This is a genomic window from Carboxylicivirga litoralis (assembly GCF_025499605.1).
Lineage (GTDB): Bacteria > Bacteroidota > Bacteroidia > Bacteroidales > Marinilabiliaceae > Carboxylicivirga > Carboxylicivirga litoralis.
The window spans coordinates 106,065-122,965 of the sequence record NZ_JAFMVC010000004.1 but is presented as its reverse complement, the minus strand read 5'-3'; the positions used below and the strand labels follow the sequence as shown (position 1 = coordinate 122,965).

The 16,901-nt window shown below is 38.6% G+C and carries 19 protein-coding genes; 13 read left to right on the top strand and 6 right to left on the bottom strand.

Annotated elements, in window-relative coordinates; translation table 11 throughout:
- The first annotated feature begins 108 nt into the window (after positions 1-108).
- The 6 genes from tsaD (at position 109) to J1N10_RS05700 (ending at position 5,018) form a co-directional block, all read left to right on the top strand.
- On the top strand, positions 109-1,128 hold the full coding sequence (gene tsaD / locus J1N10_RS05725) for a tRNA (adenosine(37)-N6)-threonylcarbamoyltransferase complex transferase subunit TsaD (protein WP_262325722.1): 1,020 nt from the start codon (positions 109-111) through the stop codon (positions 1,126-1,128).
- Between the two features lie 134 nt (positions 1,129-1,262).
- Positions 1,263-1,547: a PqqD family protein gene (locus J1N10_RS05720; RefSeq protein WP_262325721.1), complete on the top strand. Its 285-nt coding sequence runs from the start codon at positions 1,263-1,265 to the stop codon at positions 1,545-1,547.
- A gap of 12 nt (positions 1,548-1,559) precedes the next feature.
- Positions 1,560-1,778: a hypothetical protein gene (locus J1N10_RS05715; protein ID WP_262325720.1), complete on the top strand. Its 219-nt coding sequence runs from the start codon at positions 1,560-1,562 to the stop codon at positions 1,776-1,778.
- A 2-nt stretch (positions 1,779-1,780) separates the two neighbouring features.
- Entirely contained in the window at positions 1,781-2,686 is a 906-nt protein-coding gene (locus J1N10_RS05710; RefSeq protein ID WP_262325719.1) for a hypothetical protein, read from the top strand.
- Entirely contained in the window at positions 2,670-3,113 is a 444-nt protein-coding gene (locus tag J1N10_RS05705; RefSeq protein ID WP_262325718.1) for a S24/S26 family peptidase, read from the top strand. The genes J1N10_RS05710 and J1N10_RS05705 overlap by 17 nt, the downstream gene beginning before the upstream one ends.
- A 123-nt stretch (positions 3,114-3,236) precedes the next feature.
- Positions 3,237-5,018 carry an ABC transporter ATP-binding protein gene (locus J1N10_RS05700; RefSeq protein ID WP_262325717.1) on the top strand — a complete coding sequence of 594 codons (1,782 nt, stop codon included), beginning with the start codon at positions 3,237-3,239 and terminating at the stop codon, positions 5,016-5,018.
- A 1-nt stretch (position 5,019) separates the two neighbouring features.
- On the opposite strand, the gene J1N10_RS05695 is transcribed toward J1N10_RS05700, so the two are convergent.
- The 4 genes from J1N10_RS05695 to J1N10_RS05680 form a co-directional block, all read right to left on the bottom strand.
- Positions 5,020-6,345: a PorT family protein gene (locus J1N10_RS05695; protein ID WP_262325716.1), complete on the bottom strand. Its 1,326-nt coding sequence runs from the start codon at positions 6,343-6,345 to the stop codon at positions 5,020-5,022.
- Positions 6,339-6,890 (bottom strand): RNA polymerase sigma factor, encoded by a 552-nt coding sequence (locus J1N10_RS05690; RefSeq protein WP_262325715.1) that lies wholly within the window; start codon positions 6,888-6,890, stop codon positions 6,339-6,341. Before J1N10_RS05690 ends, J1N10_RS05695 begins: the two co-directional genes overlap by 7 nt.
- A 156-nt stretch (positions 6,891-7,046) precedes the next feature.
- Entirely contained in the window at positions 7,047-7,508 is a 462-nt protein-coding gene (gene smpB / locus J1N10_RS05685) for an SsrA-binding protein SmpB (RefSeq protein ID WP_262325714.1), read from the bottom strand.
- The gene (locus J1N10_RS05680; RefSeq protein ID WP_262325713.1) at positions 7,505-8,098 is read right to left on the bottom strand and encodes a Yip1 family protein; all 594 of its coding nucleotides are present in this window, start codon (positions 8,096-8,098) and stop codon (positions 7,505-7,507) included. Before J1N10_RS05680 ends, smpB begins: the two co-directional genes overlap by 4 nt.
- 275 nt (positions 8,099-8,373) lie before the next feature.
- On the opposite strand from J1N10_RS05680, the gene J1N10_RS05675 reads away from it, so the two are divergent.
- The 7 genes from J1N10_RS05675 to J1N10_RS05645 all read left to right on the top strand — a co-directional run bounded on the left by J1N10_RS05675 (position 8,374) and on the right by J1N10_RS05645 (position 16,208).
- Entirely contained in the window at positions 8,374-9,012 is a 639-nt protein-coding gene (locus J1N10_RS05675) for a DUF5063 domain-containing protein (RefSeq protein WP_262325712.1), read from the top strand.
- Positions 9,013-9,035: 23 nt separating this feature from the next.
- Positions 9,036-9,632, top strand: a complete 597-nt coding sequence (locus J1N10_RS05670) for a 3'-5' exonuclease (RefSeq protein WP_262325711.1) — start codon at positions 9,036-9,038, stop codon at positions 9,630-9,632.
- A 13-nt stretch (positions 9,633-9,645) separates the two neighbouring features.
- The gene (locus J1N10_RS05665; protein ID WP_262325710.1) at positions 9,646-10,836 is read left to right on the top strand and encodes a class I SAM-dependent rRNA methyltransferase; all 1,191 of its coding nucleotides are present in this window, start codon (positions 9,646-9,648) and stop codon (positions 10,834-10,836) included.
- Positions 10,837-10,857: 21 nt separating this feature from the next.
- Complete coding sequence (locus J1N10_RS05660) at positions 10,858-12,120, top strand: DEAD/DEAH box helicase (protein ID WP_262325709.1); 1,263 nt, start codon at positions 10,858-10,860, stop codon at positions 12,118-12,120.
- A 76-nt stretch (positions 12,121-12,196) separates the two neighbouring features.
- Complete coding sequence (locus J1N10_RS05655; RefSeq protein WP_262325708.1) at positions 12,197-14,317, top strand: Tex family protein; 2,121 nt, start codon at positions 12,197-12,199, stop codon at positions 14,315-14,317.
- Between the two features lie 220 nt (positions 14,318-14,537).
- Positions 14,538-15,170, top strand: coding sequence for a Crp/Fnr family transcriptional regulator (locus tag J1N10_RS05650; RefSeq protein ID WP_262325707.1), 633 nt, complete (start codon positions 14,538-14,540; stop codon positions 15,168-15,170).
- A 315-nt stretch (positions 15,171-15,485) separates the two neighbouring features.
- Positions 15,486-16,208, top strand: a complete 723-nt coding sequence (locus J1N10_RS05645) for an SOS response-associated peptidase (protein ID WP_262325706.1) — start codon at positions 15,486-15,488, stop codon at positions 16,206-16,208.
- Here the strand turns inward: J1N10_RS05645 and J1N10_RS05640 are convergent.
- Both J1N10_RS05640 and J1N10_RS05635 read right to left on the bottom strand, forming a co-directional pair.
- The gene (locus tag J1N10_RS05640; RefSeq protein ID WP_262325705.1) at positions 16,205-16,549 is read right to left on the bottom strand and encodes a TM2 domain-containing protein; all 345 of its coding nucleotides are present in this window, start codon (positions 16,547-16,549) and stop codon (positions 16,205-16,207) included. The two genes, J1N10_RS05645 and J1N10_RS05640, sit on opposite strands and share 4 nt — an antisense overlap.
- Before the next feature lie 10 nt (positions 16,550-16,559).
- Complete coding sequence (locus tag J1N10_RS05635) at positions 16,560-16,859, bottom strand: DUF2752 domain-containing protein (protein ID WP_262325704.1); 300 nt, start codon at positions 16,857-16,859, stop codon at positions 16,560-16,562.
- Between the last annotated feature and the right edge of the window lie 42 nt (positions 16,860-16,901).

The following is a 16,901-nucleotide window of genomic DNA, read 5'->3' as shown; positions in this document are numbered from 1 at the left end:
CCTATTTTGATATTTTTTTTTATATTTTTACCCCGTTTTTAACTCACCAAAATTAAGAAAAAGGTGGGAATTTTGATTTGAATATGAATAATTCTATCTGACAAAATTATGAGTGTGATTATTTTGGGTATTGAGTCATCTTGTGATGACACTTCTGCGGCGGTTTTTAAAGATGACGTAATTTTATCAAATATAGTTGCTAATCAAGACGTTCATAAGGCATATGGCGGTGTTGTACCTGAATTAGCATCGCGTGCTCACCAGCAAAATATTATCCCGGTTGTTGAAAAAGCCATAAAAGATGCGGGCATTGAACGCGACGAAGTTGATGCTGTAGCTTTCACTCGGGGGCCTGGTTTGATGGGTTCATTGCTGGTTGGGACTTCTTTTGCAAAAGGTTTTGCACTCGCAAACGACTTGCCATTGATAGAAGTTAACCACTTACATGCACATGTGCTGGCTCACTTCATTAAAGAAGATGAGCATGATACTGACCAGCCAGAATTTCCTTTTTTATGTCTATTGGTGTCAGGTGGAAACAGCCAGATTATCGTTGTACGCGATCATCTGGACATGGAAATCATTGGCCAAACCATTGATGATGCGGCAGGTGAAGCGTTTGATAAATGTGCTAAAATAATGGGACTTCCCTATCCGGGCGGTCCGTTAATTGATAAATTGGCTAAAGAAGGAAATGCTGAAGCATTTCAATTTAGCAAACCTAAAATTAAAGATTACGACTACAGCTTTAGTGGATTAAAAACATCTGTTTTGTATTTCTTAAGAGATGAGCTGAAGAATAATCCTGATTTTATTGAGGAGAACAAAGCCGACATATGCGCATCACTGCAAAAAACAATTATTGACATATTGATGGACAAGGTGGTCAAAGCAGCTAAAGAAACTGGCATCACTCAGGTTGCGCTGGCCGGTGGTGTTTCTGCAAATTCGGGCTTGCGAAATCGCCTGACTGAATTAGCTAAAGAGAAAAATTGGAGAACCTTTATCCCAAAATTCTCGTACACAACAGATAACGCTGCTATGATAGCCATTAACGGTTATCACAAATACCTGAAAAAGGAGTTTATTGGTCAGGATGCAGCGCCATTTGCAAGAACAGAATTCTAAAAATGGAATAAGTAAAGAAATCGAATATTTAAACAATGAATTCAGTCATTGGTCAAATTAATCATTTCTTTTAACCTAATTAAGTGCTTGAAATCTGTTTTTTTATATTTTTGCCAATGTTTTAAATGAATTCTGTGAGAAACAAACTCTATAAGAAGCAAACAGGCTTTGTTGAAAAAACTGTAGGAAATGAAACGGTTATTATACCAATTGTTGGAACTGTTGCTCAAATGGAAAAAGTTTTCTCATTGAATGAAATTGGTTCTTTTATATATAACAATTTGACTTCTGAAAAATCAGCGGGGGAAATTATTAGGCTGATCATAAATGAGTTTGAAATTGATGAACAAACAGCAGAAAAAGATTTGGAACAATTCCTAAACAAAGCTGTTGCTAATGGTATAATAGGAGAACTGTAAAATGATGAGTTTTTGGGAATGATTATTAAAAGAAAATATATTAAACCAGATATTGAGGAGCACTTTGTTGATGGCATGATCAGTTTATGGGCCGGAAGTGCAATTACACCGCCTGCACAAGCGAGCGAAGCTGCACCATCAGCAGCCTCCGCACCTTCTCCAGAATTTGAAAATCCTTCGGCTGCTGAGTATCCATTTGGTGGTGACAGTCCTGATTTTTCGAATATGTAAAAATGACAGAATCAAATAAAACAAGATATTACTCGATTGGGGGCATAAGATTTCAAGCAAACATCTTATCCCCCTTTTTTGATTTTGATGATAAAGGAGGCAGTCATCTATTTCAGAACTCTCCTTCTTCAAATACGCCACTATGGATTCTCAATATTAATTCTTGTAATGAAAATACACTAAATAGCTGGACAGAAGTATTTAAAGGCTCAGAAAAGTTTGAGAAAGACTTACCTTACAAGTGGAGTGTTATTAAACAGGACAATTTAGAAGGTATCTATGCCGAATTTGAGGATAAAACCTTTATAGATAAAGCTGTTTGCTATATCAACACCAAAGAGCAAACTGTTGATATTCAAGTAAAGCATAGCACCATTAAAAACCATTTGCTTGATCCTTTCTTTCATCCTTTAGGCATATTGCTTTTACAATATATAGTGCATTTCTATGGTGGTTTTGTTATTCATGCCTCTACTGTTGACTTCAAAGGCAGAGGCTATCTTTTCTCAGCTGTATCAGGAACAGGTAAATCAACCATGGCTGGCTTATGGCAAAAGTGCGGTGCCACCATTATCAATGACGATCGATTGATAATTATGCCCGGAAGCAATGGTTTTCAAGCCTTTAATACACCAATGCCGTTCTATCAGGACAAGAATAAAAATGTATTATTACATAAGCTCTTCTTAATCAAACAATCACCGGATAACTACCTAAAAAAACTACCAACGCTAAAAGGCGCTTTAGGCTTGATGGGGAATTGCATGCAGTTTCAGTATAATGAAGCACAGGTCCAAAACAGGTTAAATGCACTTCTTTCATTATCTGAGTCATGTGGCGTTTATGAGTGTGGCTTTAAACCCGACACTGAAATAGTAGAGTTGATATTAAATGAATTTGGCGAATAAAAACATACAAGAAGCGCTTATTCAATTGCTGCAAGAAGGCAAACAAGTGGAGGTGCCAGCGCATGGTATGAGCATGTATCCTTTGCTCAAACCGGGAGACATCTTATTTGTGTCACCACAAAAACCAGAGAAAGGTGACATTGGTGTTTTTATCAGTCAGAATGTTTTAATAGCCCACCGCGTTTACAAGCAAGAAAACGCAACCTATTACTTTAAAGGCGATGGGTTGGTATTTGCCGACCGTCCGGTAAACACAACAGAAGTAATTGGTACTGTTGTTAGCCGTAAACGACACAATAAAGACAAAAGCTGCCACAAAGGTTTATTTTGGATATTCAAAAAAACAATGCCACAACTAACCTTTATAACAGGTCGCTTATTTTACTACATGGGGAGAATACAACTAAAGCTATTTAAAGACGTATAGTTTCAATACATCACTACTGCGCTTCAGAAAAATAACGTTAGCACCACTAATATTACTAACAATTCATCGGCTCACTTTTATATTTGTGTTATTTTAGTGTTTTAATCAACACATCATTCCTGAATGAAACCTGGCAATAAGCTCACTCTTAATCACCTGCTAGAATCCATCCGAATTGTCTATAACAGTTCACCAAGATGGACATATATAAACGCCTTGGTCACAGTTATTCGGGGCTGCATGCCACTTCTCTTGCTTTATGTTGTCAAACAGCTAATTGATATTGTTGGACAACAAATCAACACCCCTACAGTGGATTCTCAACTATTATATACAACAATTGGTTTAACTGCTGCTTTTTTCCTACTCAATGCTATAAGTGGCTCCATCAGCAGCCTGGTTAGAGAGCGACAAAGTCACTTTGTAAATGATTACGTTCAAAACATTATCCACAAAAAAACCATTCATATTGATTACCGCTACTTTGAAGATTCCAATTACCAAAATGTATTTTACCGGGCTTTAAACGATTCCAATTTTCGCCCTGCCCGAATTTTTTACAGCTTATTGCAAGTGGCGCAAAACAGCCTGACCCTGACACTTATCCTGGTTGTTTTGAGCAATATCCATTGGAGCCTTGTTCCTATTTTAGTTATATCCAGTGCACCTATCTTTTACTTAAGAATTTTATATACAAGAAGACTTTATCAATATAGAAAGAAACATACAGAAGACGAACGACGTGTCCATTATTACAACCGCCTGCTCACTGCAAAAGATTTTGCCAAAGAACTGCGCGTTTTCAACCTGGGAACAACCTTTAAAACAGAATACGAACGCTTTAAACATGATCTAAGAGCCAAGCAATGGTCTTTATCAAAATCAAAAACCATCAACGAAGCCTCCGTTCAATTATTTTCAACCATTATTTTACTACTCATTATTGGCTTCGTCATCAAGCAAACCATCGAAGGAGATATCAGTAGCGGTACAATGGCCATGTATTTCCTGGCACTTCAAAGGGCTTATGCCATATTACAAGGTCTGCTTGGAAATTTGAGCTCATTATATGAAGACAACCTTTTCCTGAAAAACTTTTTTGAATTCAGAAACATTAAAATTAAAGAAGATACAGCCACAAAAGATTTTCCAAGCCCCATACACAAAGGCATTCAACTAAATGATGTAAGTTTCAGATACCCTAATTCCAACAAACAGGTATTAAACAACATCAGCCTATGCATCCCTAAAGGCAAAACAATAGCCTTGGTTGGCGAAAACGGCAGTGGTAAAACAACATTGGTTAAACTTCTTTGTGGTTTACACAAGCCTGACAAGGGACAAATTTTCATTGACAATCGTAACTGGAGTGATATAAGCAGTGAACAACTTGCTCAAAATATTTCTGTCATTTTCCAGGATTTTATGCTTTACAACGTCAGTGCGCGAGAAAACATTCTCTTTGGCAACATGCAACGAACCGGTGATGATGCAGCTATTGAACAAGCTGCTCATAGAGCAGGGCTGCATGATATATTCTCAAAACTTCCGAATGGGTATAAAACAACTTTAGGAACACTTTTCAGGGACAGTCAGATGTTGAGCCGAGGCGAATGGCAACGCACAGCATTAGCTCGCTCTTTTTATAACACAGACGCTCAAGTTATAATCCTTGATGAACCAACCAGCTCACTGGATGCTTTTACCGAAGCCAGCCTTATCAAGCATTTTAAAGATATTTCAGAAGACAAAACGGCCATCATTGTCAGTCATCGACTGTCAACTATTAAACTGGCCGATATGATTGTGGTAATGGAAAACGGTACAATTGCTGAAGTTGGAAAACCCAAGGATTTACTTGCCAACAAGGGTGTTTTCTTCCAGATGATAGAATCACTTAAATAACTTACTTAATAATAAAAGTCAGTCCTCCATAAACCCCAAATGAATAAGGCTGAAAGTTATAATCATCGTTTGAACTCACCGAGTTTAGGAAGTACTTCAATCGTGGCTCCACATTTAAATGAATTGATTTAAAGAGAGGCACATCGATTCCAATTCCTACCGAGCTACTTAAAACAAATGGTTTGATATGATCCGTCTCTCCTATCTTTTGCTCTGTACCACCCTCGAGCGAATAAGCTGTATTATCGACCAAAAAATTTGAACTAAAACCACCGGCTACCGACAAATATGGAAAGCTCTCAAACAAAGAATAACGCGCCATGATTGGCACCTCAATATAATCAAGCGTCTGTTTAATTTCGTTCACCGAATTCACTGCACTATACGATGCTTCAACCATATTATCAGTAAGTGGCGCGTCATAAAGCTTTTGACTCTTGCTTGCCACAATCGGCCCCATAGAATTAGCAAGGCGAGTAGTATTTGATGCCTGAGAATTAAACGAGACCTGTTTATATGGCTGGTAGTTATAGTTATTACTCACCTCCTGACCTACCTGTGCATACAAAACACCTGTTTCAAAACTCCAACGCGAACCAGTATTTACACGAACCTGCAAACCACCTCCAAGTGAGTTTATGCCACTTTCGTTTACATCCACACCCGATGCTGCCCGCATCGTATTGGTTCCTCCACTACTGGTTTTTGAATTATACGAAGGCGAAAGAACGCCTCCAATACTAATAGTTGTTTTCTTCTTACTGTTTTCTGATTCAGGAAGCGGATTGTAAATTGGATAATAAACCTTTTCCTGTTTTGAACGAAGCTCAGTACTCAACCTATTTTCAGAACTAAGATTCACTTCTGTAATTGAGGCCAGACATTGTTCTTTATATACGTTATCACCACCGTATGCATAGAGCATCTCATACTCATCAGACTTCTGAGTTAAAGGCACCACTTCTTTTGAGACAGGCACATCCAAATCATTTCCAATAGCTGGCTCTTCGGAAAGATGAGCATCCTCAACTTTTGACGCAAGCTCACCTGAAACTTCCGGTGTATTTTCAACCTTATCTTGCGTAGCTTCTGCCGTTTGATTGATTAAGGGTTCACTCACTCTATTGAGTAAACTTATTGATACCGCAATTAATGCAATTATACAAGCTGCCGCTATGCTTCGCCACATAATTATTATGGCCGACTGGCGCTTTTGCTTTTGCATCGTTTTATTAAGCGATTCCCAAACATAAGCATCCGGAGCAACTTCATGGTTACTTAGCTCATCTCTAAAAACAGTATCTATATTTCTTCCACCTTCTAACATACAGCCTGCTTTTTCTCTATAATTCTATCTTCAATATTTTTCTTAAGCCATTGCCGGGCCCGCGCTAAATTTGATTTGGAAGTTCCCAGTGAAATCCCTGTTGTTTCAGCAATTTCGGCATGTGAATAACCTTCAATTACATACATATTAAACACCAGTTTATACTTTGGTGGTAACTCCTTAATCATTGCCATCAACTCATCCTGAGTAAAGGCCACATCATATTCTTCATTGGCATCATCATCGGCTAGTAAAGGAAAATCGTCTACCAACAACTCGGGTTGCTTTTTTCGATACACCTCAATAACAGTATTAACCATAATACGCCTTACCCAACCTTCAAATGAACCTTTGAAACCAAACTTATCTATGCTATTGAAAACCTTTATGAATCCTTCCTGTAAACAATCCTCAGCTTCTGTTTTGTCTTTACTATACCGCAAGCAAACAGCAAACATCTTTGGCGCAAACAACTGATACAATTGCTTTTGCGCAGAAGCTTTACCTTTCTGACATCCTTTTATTATGTCGTTAAGATTATTCACAGCAATGAATATGCATTAATTATGAGGTATTACTTTTAAACGCTTATAATCAATGAAATATTGCCAGATTCCTGATTTTAATTCCATCTCATAGATTAAGTATTCGCTAGTGTAGATGGAATTTTGTAGAAGTGGTTGCGTCCGGTTCCGGTTTTATTAAAACTTTTTACGTGCTCTATCCATTTCCCTTCCGGCGTCTTTCATTTTCAGCGTTTCACGTTTATCGTGTTGTTTCTTTCCTTTGGCTAGTGCTATTTCGATTTTAACAAACCCCCGCTCGTTAAAAAACAATCGAATTGGAACAATGGTTAATCCTGATTCCTTGGTTTTACGTTCCAATTTCTGAAGTTCCTTTTTCTTTAATAAGAGTTTTCTTTCACGTTCTGGCTGATGATTATTAAACGTGCCATAGAAATACTCTGATACACGCATACCTTTCAACCACAATTCGCCTTTTACAAAATAGCAGTATGAATCAACCAAACTGGCTTTTCCGAGTCGTATGGATTTTATTTCGGTTCCGGCTAACTGAATACCAGCATTAAACCGCTCAATTAACTCATAATCAAACGTGGCTCTTTTATTTCTTATATTTATTCGAGACGAAGGTAAACTCATAAGGTCAGGTTACTGATATAAACAAATAAGCGATGAATTAACATTGGCGTCACCAAAATAACAACCGAGCAAACCGTTGTCATCCAAATACGCTGTTCTTTTGCAAAATCTTTAATAAGTGCGATTCCCATCCAAACCAGATAAACAACATAAAGATTGATAATACTGGCTATAATAATGGTTTCAGGTATCAATGCCGCTACTGTACCAGACAAGTACAGGATACTTGAAGAGTAAGCTACCAATTGAAAAACTGTTGTTTTATCAACATCAAACTTAAAAACACCTAATAATCCATTAAGCAAATAGTAGCTCAGATACAATCCAAAAAAGTAGGATGAAAATGTAAAAACAGCTTCTTTCAGGGCCGACTGAAAATCCAACTCCTGGTAACTCAGTAAATAACCAATAAAAACAGCACTGGTATACAGACCAATTAGCGGAAGATTGAACTGTGCCAACACTTCATTTATTGGCTTGCGTTCACCAATGATTAACGCCCACTCTTTTCGAGGACTAATAATCAGCTCTTTCAAACGCCCAATCAAATTCTTGTACAACACTCCTAAACTAATTGCTTCTTTACTCATTCGCTTTTCTTTAGTTCAAAAAAAATCAATTGAAGTCGAAACCCTCCTGATTTTTCATTGCAAAAATAACATTTTTATCCGACTGCCATGATTTTGCTTCTCAGCGAGTCGTACAATCAATTTTCATATCACAATCGTAAATCGTTAAACACCGTCTGTTTCAGCCTCTCAGCAGATTATCTCCTTCCCAAAGTAATACTCACTATTTTTTGTTACTTTTGCCCTTTAAATATCCAATCTGCATTGTCTCAGAAAAGGGTGATTAGATTAATTGTATGGAAGAATCGTTTGAGCACATTGTTTATTCTAAAAATGTTATTGAGTTTGTTACGGTAGCTAAGGAATATTGCACATTCCTGGAAACGGCTGATGAAATAAATCGCAAACAATTTGTTACGGTTGCAACTCGAATTATCCCGTTGCTATATCTAAAGGCGTCGGTTTTACCAAAGGTAGAGCCTGAGCTGGAAGAGACCATTGAAAAAACGGTTGATGAAATGACTTATGCTCAAATTCAGGAAGGCGTAACAGCCAAACTTGGCCGCTTCAACGATTACCTCGAGGTTTTTAATACCGACATGCAACGCAGCGACACGCCTGTTATCGCTTTTATTGGCGAAGACATGGCAGATATCTATCAGGATTTAAAAGATTTTATTTCTGCATACAGGTTGGGTGTTACTGAAATAATGAACGATGCACTTGCCGAAGTTGTTACTAATTTTGAACTCTACTGGGGCCAAAGAATGGTAAACACACTAAGGGCCTTACACGCAGTATTGCATGGTGAAGATGATTTAACAGAAGAAGAAGGCGAAGAAGAGTTTCAACAAAACCAGCAACAAGAAAACTGGTATATGCGCATGCAGCAAGACTGGCAAGATGATAACGATGAAGATACCCCATTACTCTAAATATTAAATCCCCAATAGTATAGATGGAGAAAACCATTAGCAAAGAAGAATTAAGCCAACTACCTCTGAAGCATTTTGAAGGAGCGGTTGATGTTGTTGAAGATGAAAATGCGATTAATAGCCTGGTTAATGAGATCAAACAGCACAAGGTTATTGGCTTTGACACCGAAACAAAGCCTTCGTTTCAAAAAGGTAAAATCAACCAGGTATCCTTATTACAACTAGCCACACGCGAAAAAGCATATTTATTTCGATTAAATAAAACAGGTTTTCATCCTGCATTAGTCAGCCTTTTAGCCAATCCTGAAATAATGAAAATCGGTGTCGGCATTAGAGATGACATCAGGGGCTTAAACCGATTAGCAGAATTTGATTCGGCAGGATTTGTTGAAATACAGGAGCATGTTAAGCGCGTAGGTATTGAAGACACAAGTCTTAAAAAGCTAGCAGGTTTAGTATTAAATTTTAGAGTCAGTAAACGCCAACGCCTTTCAAACTGGGAAGCACCACACTTAACAGAAGGGCAAGTGCTGTATGCTGCAACCGATGCCTGGGTGGCACTCGAATTATATTATAATTTATTAAAAGAGTTTCCAGCTGTAAAAGCTCAAACGATATAAGAAGCAATCATCGATGTCAGAAAGACCACAATTAGTTTTAAAACAAGGAAAAGAACAAAGTTTAAATCGTTTTCATCCGTGGGTATTTTCAGGAGCAGTTAAAGGCGTTAAAGGCCCTGAATTAATCGAAGGTGATATTGTAGAAGTACTTGATAGCCAAGAAAATTTTCTGGCTCTTGGCCATTACATCATTGGCTCCATTGCAGTTCGTGTCCTGAGTTTTGAACAGGAAGAAATTGATTATAACTTCTGGAAAAACAGAATACAGAAAGCCTACGAACTAAGACAAGCCAATGGTTTGATTGACGATGAGAACACCAATGCGTTTCGCCTGGTTCATGGAGAAGGTGACTATTTACCTGGTTTAATCATTGATTTTTATAATGGTACAGCAGTAGTGCAAATGCATACTGTTGGCATGTATCTTGAAAAAGACACGATTTCAAAAGCCCTGCAAGAGGTGCTAGGCGATCAGTTGAAATCAATATTTAACAAATCAGAAGGTACCATGCCTTACAAAGCGGATGTGGAACCTGTTAATGGTTATATTTTTGGTAAAAGTTCTGAAAAAGTAGCTCTCGAAAATGGCCTTAAGTTTAAAGTAGATTGGGAAAAAGGTCAAAAGACCGGCTTCTTTGTCGACCAGCGTGAGAACCGCTCATTGATTGAGCATTACAGTAAGAATCGCGAGGTTCTTAATATGTTTTGTTATACGGGAGGCTTCTCGTTTTATGCCATGCGAGGAGGTGCTAAACTGGTGCATTCTGTTGATAGCTCAGAAAGAGCGATTCAAATTACCAACGATAATGTAGAGCTCAACTTTCCGGGTGACGAACGCCACGCAGCCTTTGCTGTTGATGCTTTTAAATATCTGAATAAGATAAAAAACAAATACGACCTGATTATTTTGGACCCACCGGCTTTTGCCAAGCATGTTAATGTGGTAAAAAATGCTTTGCAAGGATACCGACGTCTGAATGCTAAAGCACTGGAACAAATTCGTTCGGGTGGAATACTATTCACCTTTTCCTGCTCACAGGTAATCACAAAGGAGCAATTCAGAACGATGGTCTTTTCGGCTGCTGCCAGGGCTGGTCGCAAAGTAAGAATATTACAACAGTTGACCCAACCAGCCGATCACCCGGTGGATATTTATCATCCTGAAGGAGAATATTTGAAAGGACTGGTCGTTTATGTAGAATAATGAAACTGTAAAAAGAGAATATTGGAATTTAAAGAATTTGGATTTTCAGATGAGTTGCTGAGTGGCCTTGATGCCATGCGTTTTGAAAAGGCAACTCCCGTTCAGGAAAAAACCATTCCTGTTATTAAGGATGGAAAAGATTTGATTGCTTGTGCACAAACGGGAACAGGTAAAACTGCTGCCTACCTCCTGCCAGTGCTCGATAAGTTGATCAGACATGGACATAATAAGATAAATGCCTTAATTCTGGTTCCAACACGTGAACTAGCCATCCAGATTGACCAGCAAATGGAAGGTTTTGGCTATTTTCTCGATATCTCCTCAACAGCTATTTACGGTGGTAATGATTCCAGCGAGTGGAACCGCCAAAAGAACGCGTTGACTACCGGTGCTGATATTGTTATAGCAACACCAGGCCGATTGATTCAACACCTGACCATGGGCTATGTCAACATGGATACGCTTCAGCACCTTATACTAGACGAGGCTGATCGCATGCTTGATATGGGGTTCTTCGATGACATTATGCAAGTGGTTAAATACCTGCCTAAAGAACGCCAAACCCTGATGTTTTCAGCCACCATGCCTCCTAAAATCAGAGAGCTGGCAAAAAATATTTTAGTGGATCAGGAAGAAGTTAATATCTCTATTAGTAAACCAGCGGAAGGAATTTTGCAAGCTGCTTACATGGTATACGACACACAAAAAATACCACTCCTTAATACGCTTCTCAAAGATAAAGATTTACCGAGCATTATCATCTTCTCGTCTACCAAACAAAAGGTTAAAGAAATCGCTCGTTCACTTCATAGCAATGGCTTTAATTCAAAGGCCATCAGCTCTGACTTAGAACAGTCTGAACGCGAAAATGTATTACGCGATTTTAAAAACCGTAATGTTCAAATACTGGTAGCAACCGATATCATTGCCCGTGGTATTGACATTGAGAAAATTGACCTGGTCATCAACTTCGATGTACCACGCGATGCCGAGGATTATGTACACCGTGTTGGCCGTACAGCCAGAGCGCAGACGCAAGGTGTTGCCATAACGCTAATCAACGACAAGGAAATACTGGAGTTTCATAAAATTGAACAACTGATTGAAACGGACATCTTTAAAATTCCGCTTAATCCTGAATTGGGTGAAGCCCCGGTATATAACCCGGAGGAGTTGTTGAAGAAAAGAAGAAAAGGTAGTGGTCAAAAACGAAAACCATCAGGCAACAAACGTAAACCGTTTAAAAAGAAACCAACTCAAAAACAACAGAAATCTGACAACTAAAAAGCTCTGAGCTTCTTTTGTTAAATCACACCTAACTAACAGCAGTCTAATTACAAGCTCTTATAATGTCATTACTATGCAGTTAAGCCAAATCATTGCATCTGAACTAAATATCTCTCTAAAAAGCGTTCAAAACACCATTAGCCTTCTTGATGAAGGTGCTACCATTCCGTTTATCAGCCGATACCGGAAAGAAATGACCGGAAGCCTGGATGAATTGCAGGTTGGAAGCATTAAAGAGCGTTACGAAAAACTTCAGGAAATTGAAAAACGCAAAGAAACCATTCTGAAATCGATGGATGAGCAGAATGTTCTGACGCTTGAATTAAAAAAGAAAATTGAGGAAACGTTTAGCTTAACAGAGCTGGAAGATATTTATCTGCCATACAAACCCAAACGAAAAACACGTGCCGTTAAAGCGCGCGAGAAGGGTTTGGAACCATTGGCAAAAATCATGATGAAGCAATACGAACGGGACATTGAAGGCCGGGCTGCTTCTTTTGTTAATGATGAAGTGGCAGATACTGACGAGGCACTGCAGGGGGCTAGAGATATTATTGCCGAATGGGTCAACGAACATAAGGTTGGACGCGAGATTGTGCGCTCTGTTTTTGACAAAGAAGCGGTCATTACCTCAAAAGTGGTCAAAGGCAAGGAAGAAGAAGGCATCAAATACAAGGATTATTTCGAGTGGAGCGAATCACTCAAGCGTTGTCCTTCGCACCGTTTTATGGCGATGAGACGAGGCGAAAAAGAAGGTTTCTTAAAGCTATCGGTTTCTCCAGACGCAGATAACTGCATTCATCGTTTAGAGCGCTTTTTTGTCAAAGGCAATACCAGTGCATCTGATCAGGTTTCTGAAGCGGTGGCTGATGCCTACAAACGTCTTTTGTCCTCATCAATCGAGACAGAGTTTACCAACCTATTTACCGAAAAATCAGATACCGAAGCCATTAAAGTATTTGCTGAAAACCTGCGCCAGTTGCTTCTCGCCTCTCCTCTCGGACAAAAACGTGTTTTAGCACTTGACCCGGGCTACAGAACGGGCTGCAAAGTAGTTTGCCTTGATGCACAAGGTAATTTAAAAGAAAACAGCACTATTTATCCACACGCTCCGCAAAACGACTATCAGAAATCGGCAAATACTATCACCTTACTGATAGAAAAGCATCAGATAGAAGCCATCGCCATTGGAAACGGAACGGCATCGCGAGAGACAGAAGCTTTCGCCAAAGGCCTTCGCTTTAAAAACAAAGTGGATATTTATGTGGTGAGTGAAGATGGTGCCTCCGTTTATTCGGCCGGCAAAGCTGCTCGCGAAGAGTTTCCTGATTATGATGTGACAGTGCGTGGTGCCGTCTCCATTGGCAGACGGCTAATGGATCCACTGGCCGAACTGGTGAAGATTGACCCCAAATCAATTGGCGTTGGACAATACCAGCACGATGTTGACCAAACACAACTAAAGAAATCGCTTGATACGGTTGTTGAATCATGCGTTAACTCCGTAGGTATTAATCTCAATACGGCCAGCAAGCATTTATTGACCTACGTTTCGGGATTAGGCCCTCAATTAGCACAAAACATTGTTGATTTCAGGGCAGAAAACGGTGCTTTTGAGTCGCGCGATAAACTTAAAAAAGTACCACGCCTTGGTGCCAAAGCTTTTGAACAGGCCGCTGGTTTCTTGCGCATCAACGATGCTAAAAACCCTTTAGATAATACTGCGGTTCACCCTGAAGCCTATAAAATTGTAAAGCAAATGGCTACAGACATAGGCTGTAGCATCAAGGATTTAATTGAAAACAAATTACTTCGTGATAAAATTAAGCTGCAAAGCTATGTGTCGGATAAGTTTGGATTGCCAACACTTAACGATATTATGAAAGAACTGGATAAGCCCGGGCGTGATCCGCGCAGTGAAATCAAAACCTTTGAATTTGCAGAAGGGATCTATTCCATTGATGATTTATACGAAGGCATGGTTTTACCTGGTTTAGTCACTAACATAACTAATTTTGGTGCTTTTGTTGATATTGGCGTCAAACAAGATGGTTTAGTTCATATTTCGCAATTGGCCAATAAGTACATTAGCGATCCTAACGAAGTAGTGAAGCTACAGCAACAAGTAAAAGTTAAAGTGATGGAAGTGGACAGAGTCAGAAAACGCATTCAGTTAAGTATGAAAGACTTATAGGATACCTCTTAAAGATATAAAGAAAGGAAATCGTTAATGATTTCCTTTCTTTATATCAAAAAATCATAGCTGGTGTCACCCATTTCATCCATTAAAGTGTCTATATCAATACAAAAGGTTTAAGTTAAGAGGTGCTCATCTGGCGATAAACGGTACCTCTTTCTTTTAAGCTTTTACCCTTAGAAAATAAATCTGAAAATGGAGTAAAATGGAAAGTGTGATGAATAACAGCAGTCAGGCATTAACTTCGTTTGACAAATGCTCAATGTTCCAAACTGGTGAAGTTGTTTACAATGCCAACAGTAAAGCCAAAACAGCCTACCTTGTAAAAAAAGGCATGGTAAAGCTATACAGTGTTGGTGCCAAAGGAAACAAGCAAATAGTGCGCATGGTACGTGAGGGAGAAATTGTTGGTTATTATTCTCAGTTTACCAATGAACCAGAAATTACAGGTTGTGAATGTATGGTTAATTCTGTGCTTTGCGAATTATCGGACAACAGCTTACAGAATGCTTTTAAAACAGATAGCAACCTGGCTTTTACAATGTTAAAAAAAGCCTGTTCTGAAATGAAAGAAGCCTGTACGTCAATTATTGATATGAGCCAGAAATCTGTTCGCGGGCGTGCGGCTAATATCCTGGTAAAGCAGATGGAGCTTTTTGATGTAGAAGAAGGCTATGATTTCCCGATGCGTATTTCTCGCACCGACATGGCCAACTGGATTGGCACTTCAAAAGAATCGGTTAGTCGTTCGCTCAATGATTTTATGCGTGAAAAGCTCATTGACATGAATAAAGAGTCCATTAAGATACTCAATCTAAAAGGCTTAAAGCGCGTTAGCATAATCAGTTAAACATTAGCCCAAAACACATAATGAACACCTATTATCTGGAATATAAACGATCGGATAAAGGCATACGCACCATTCATAAAGTTGGCTGCCATATCATGCCCAAAATTGACTCGTGCCTTTTGTTAGGCGAATTTTACTCTTCTGATAGCCTTTATAATTATACCTCAGAACATTTTCCACAATGGCGCATTGAAAAGTGTCAGTGTTGTAAATAATTGATACCACAACAAAATCCGCTTTATCGAGCGGATTTTTTTATATACCACCAATCAACAAAGCCTCTAATGTATCTGTTAGTAATTGTAAAAAGAACAGATGTGTTATACTGCCAAATACCTGATTGAGAAAGCCCTTAAAAGAGCCAGGCATTATGGCGTTAAAGAAGATATCATCCGCTATGAAGAAGAATTAAAGGGTTTTAAAGATTTTGAAAAGGTATCCGGATTTACTCATCCAGAGATAATAATATACACAAATGAAGAACCTTTTCATCCAATTCTATCTTATTGGGGATTAATTCCTCATTGGACCAATTCGATTGACCAGGCTAACACCATCTGGAATAAAACACTAAATGCCCGGGCCGAAATTATCTTTGAAAAACCCGCATTTAAGGATGCAGCCCAACACAAACATTGCCTGATACCAGTTGCTGGCTTCTACGAAAATCATCATCTTAAAAATACGACTGTCCCTTACTATATTTCATCTAATGATGACCAACCATTAATGCTGGCAGGCCTTTGGAGCGAATGGCGAAATCCTGAAACAAGAAAGCTGGTTAACACCTGTAGTATTCTAACAACACCTGCCAATCAACTAATGACAAAAATCCATAATAACCCAAGGCTAAACGAAGCTCGCATGCCACTTATTTTAGATAATACGATGCATGATGAATGGTTGAATTCATATTCCCAAGAAAGCACTAAAACCTTCGTAAAACCCTTCCCTCAGAATAAGATTAAAGCCACTAGATATGATACAAAAAAAGCCCCACAAAATGGAGCTTTACCTTTTATCTTTGATGATTATTAACTAATCAACAGCTTAATTTCGCGTGCTACCTGTTGGTTATGCTCAAAAGCCAGGTTTTTATGGTTCACCAAATCAACAATAGTACCAATGAAACACAAACCAGCTGTAAAGAAATACAGAATTCCCATTCCAATATGGTTAATGAAAAATCGGTGAATACCCGCAAATCCAAAGAAACCCAACAGAGCTGTTAATAAAATTGTCTGCGGATCTTTACGACGACCTCGATAAATGAGAATAAAGTTCTGTGCTTGTTCTTCATTCATATCTTTTAGAAGAGAATCCAGGAATATCGCCTCTTCTCCTTCGACTTCTGGTAATAAGGTGTAAATTTTGTTCATAGCTTCTATTTTATGTTGTAAAGTTTATGTCATTCTTTAATAACTTAAAACATCTGTAAAGCAAAATAACCACAGCCAGCAAAGCCAGTGGGTGAGATTGCCATGATTCAACAAATTGTCCGTGAAACAAAAAAGTAATACTACGACCCAAGCCGCAGCCAGGACAAAAATCAAATCCCAGATTTTTAAAAATACAAAGAGTGTAATGCGTCGCTTTATCAGGTGAAGAAAGCGCTAGCGAAACAAGGGCGATTAACCAGAAATAAGCTTCTAAATGGGAGTTTCTATACTTATAGGTGACTCGTTTCACACTTCACTTGATTGCAATAATTCAAATGTAGTGATTTTTATG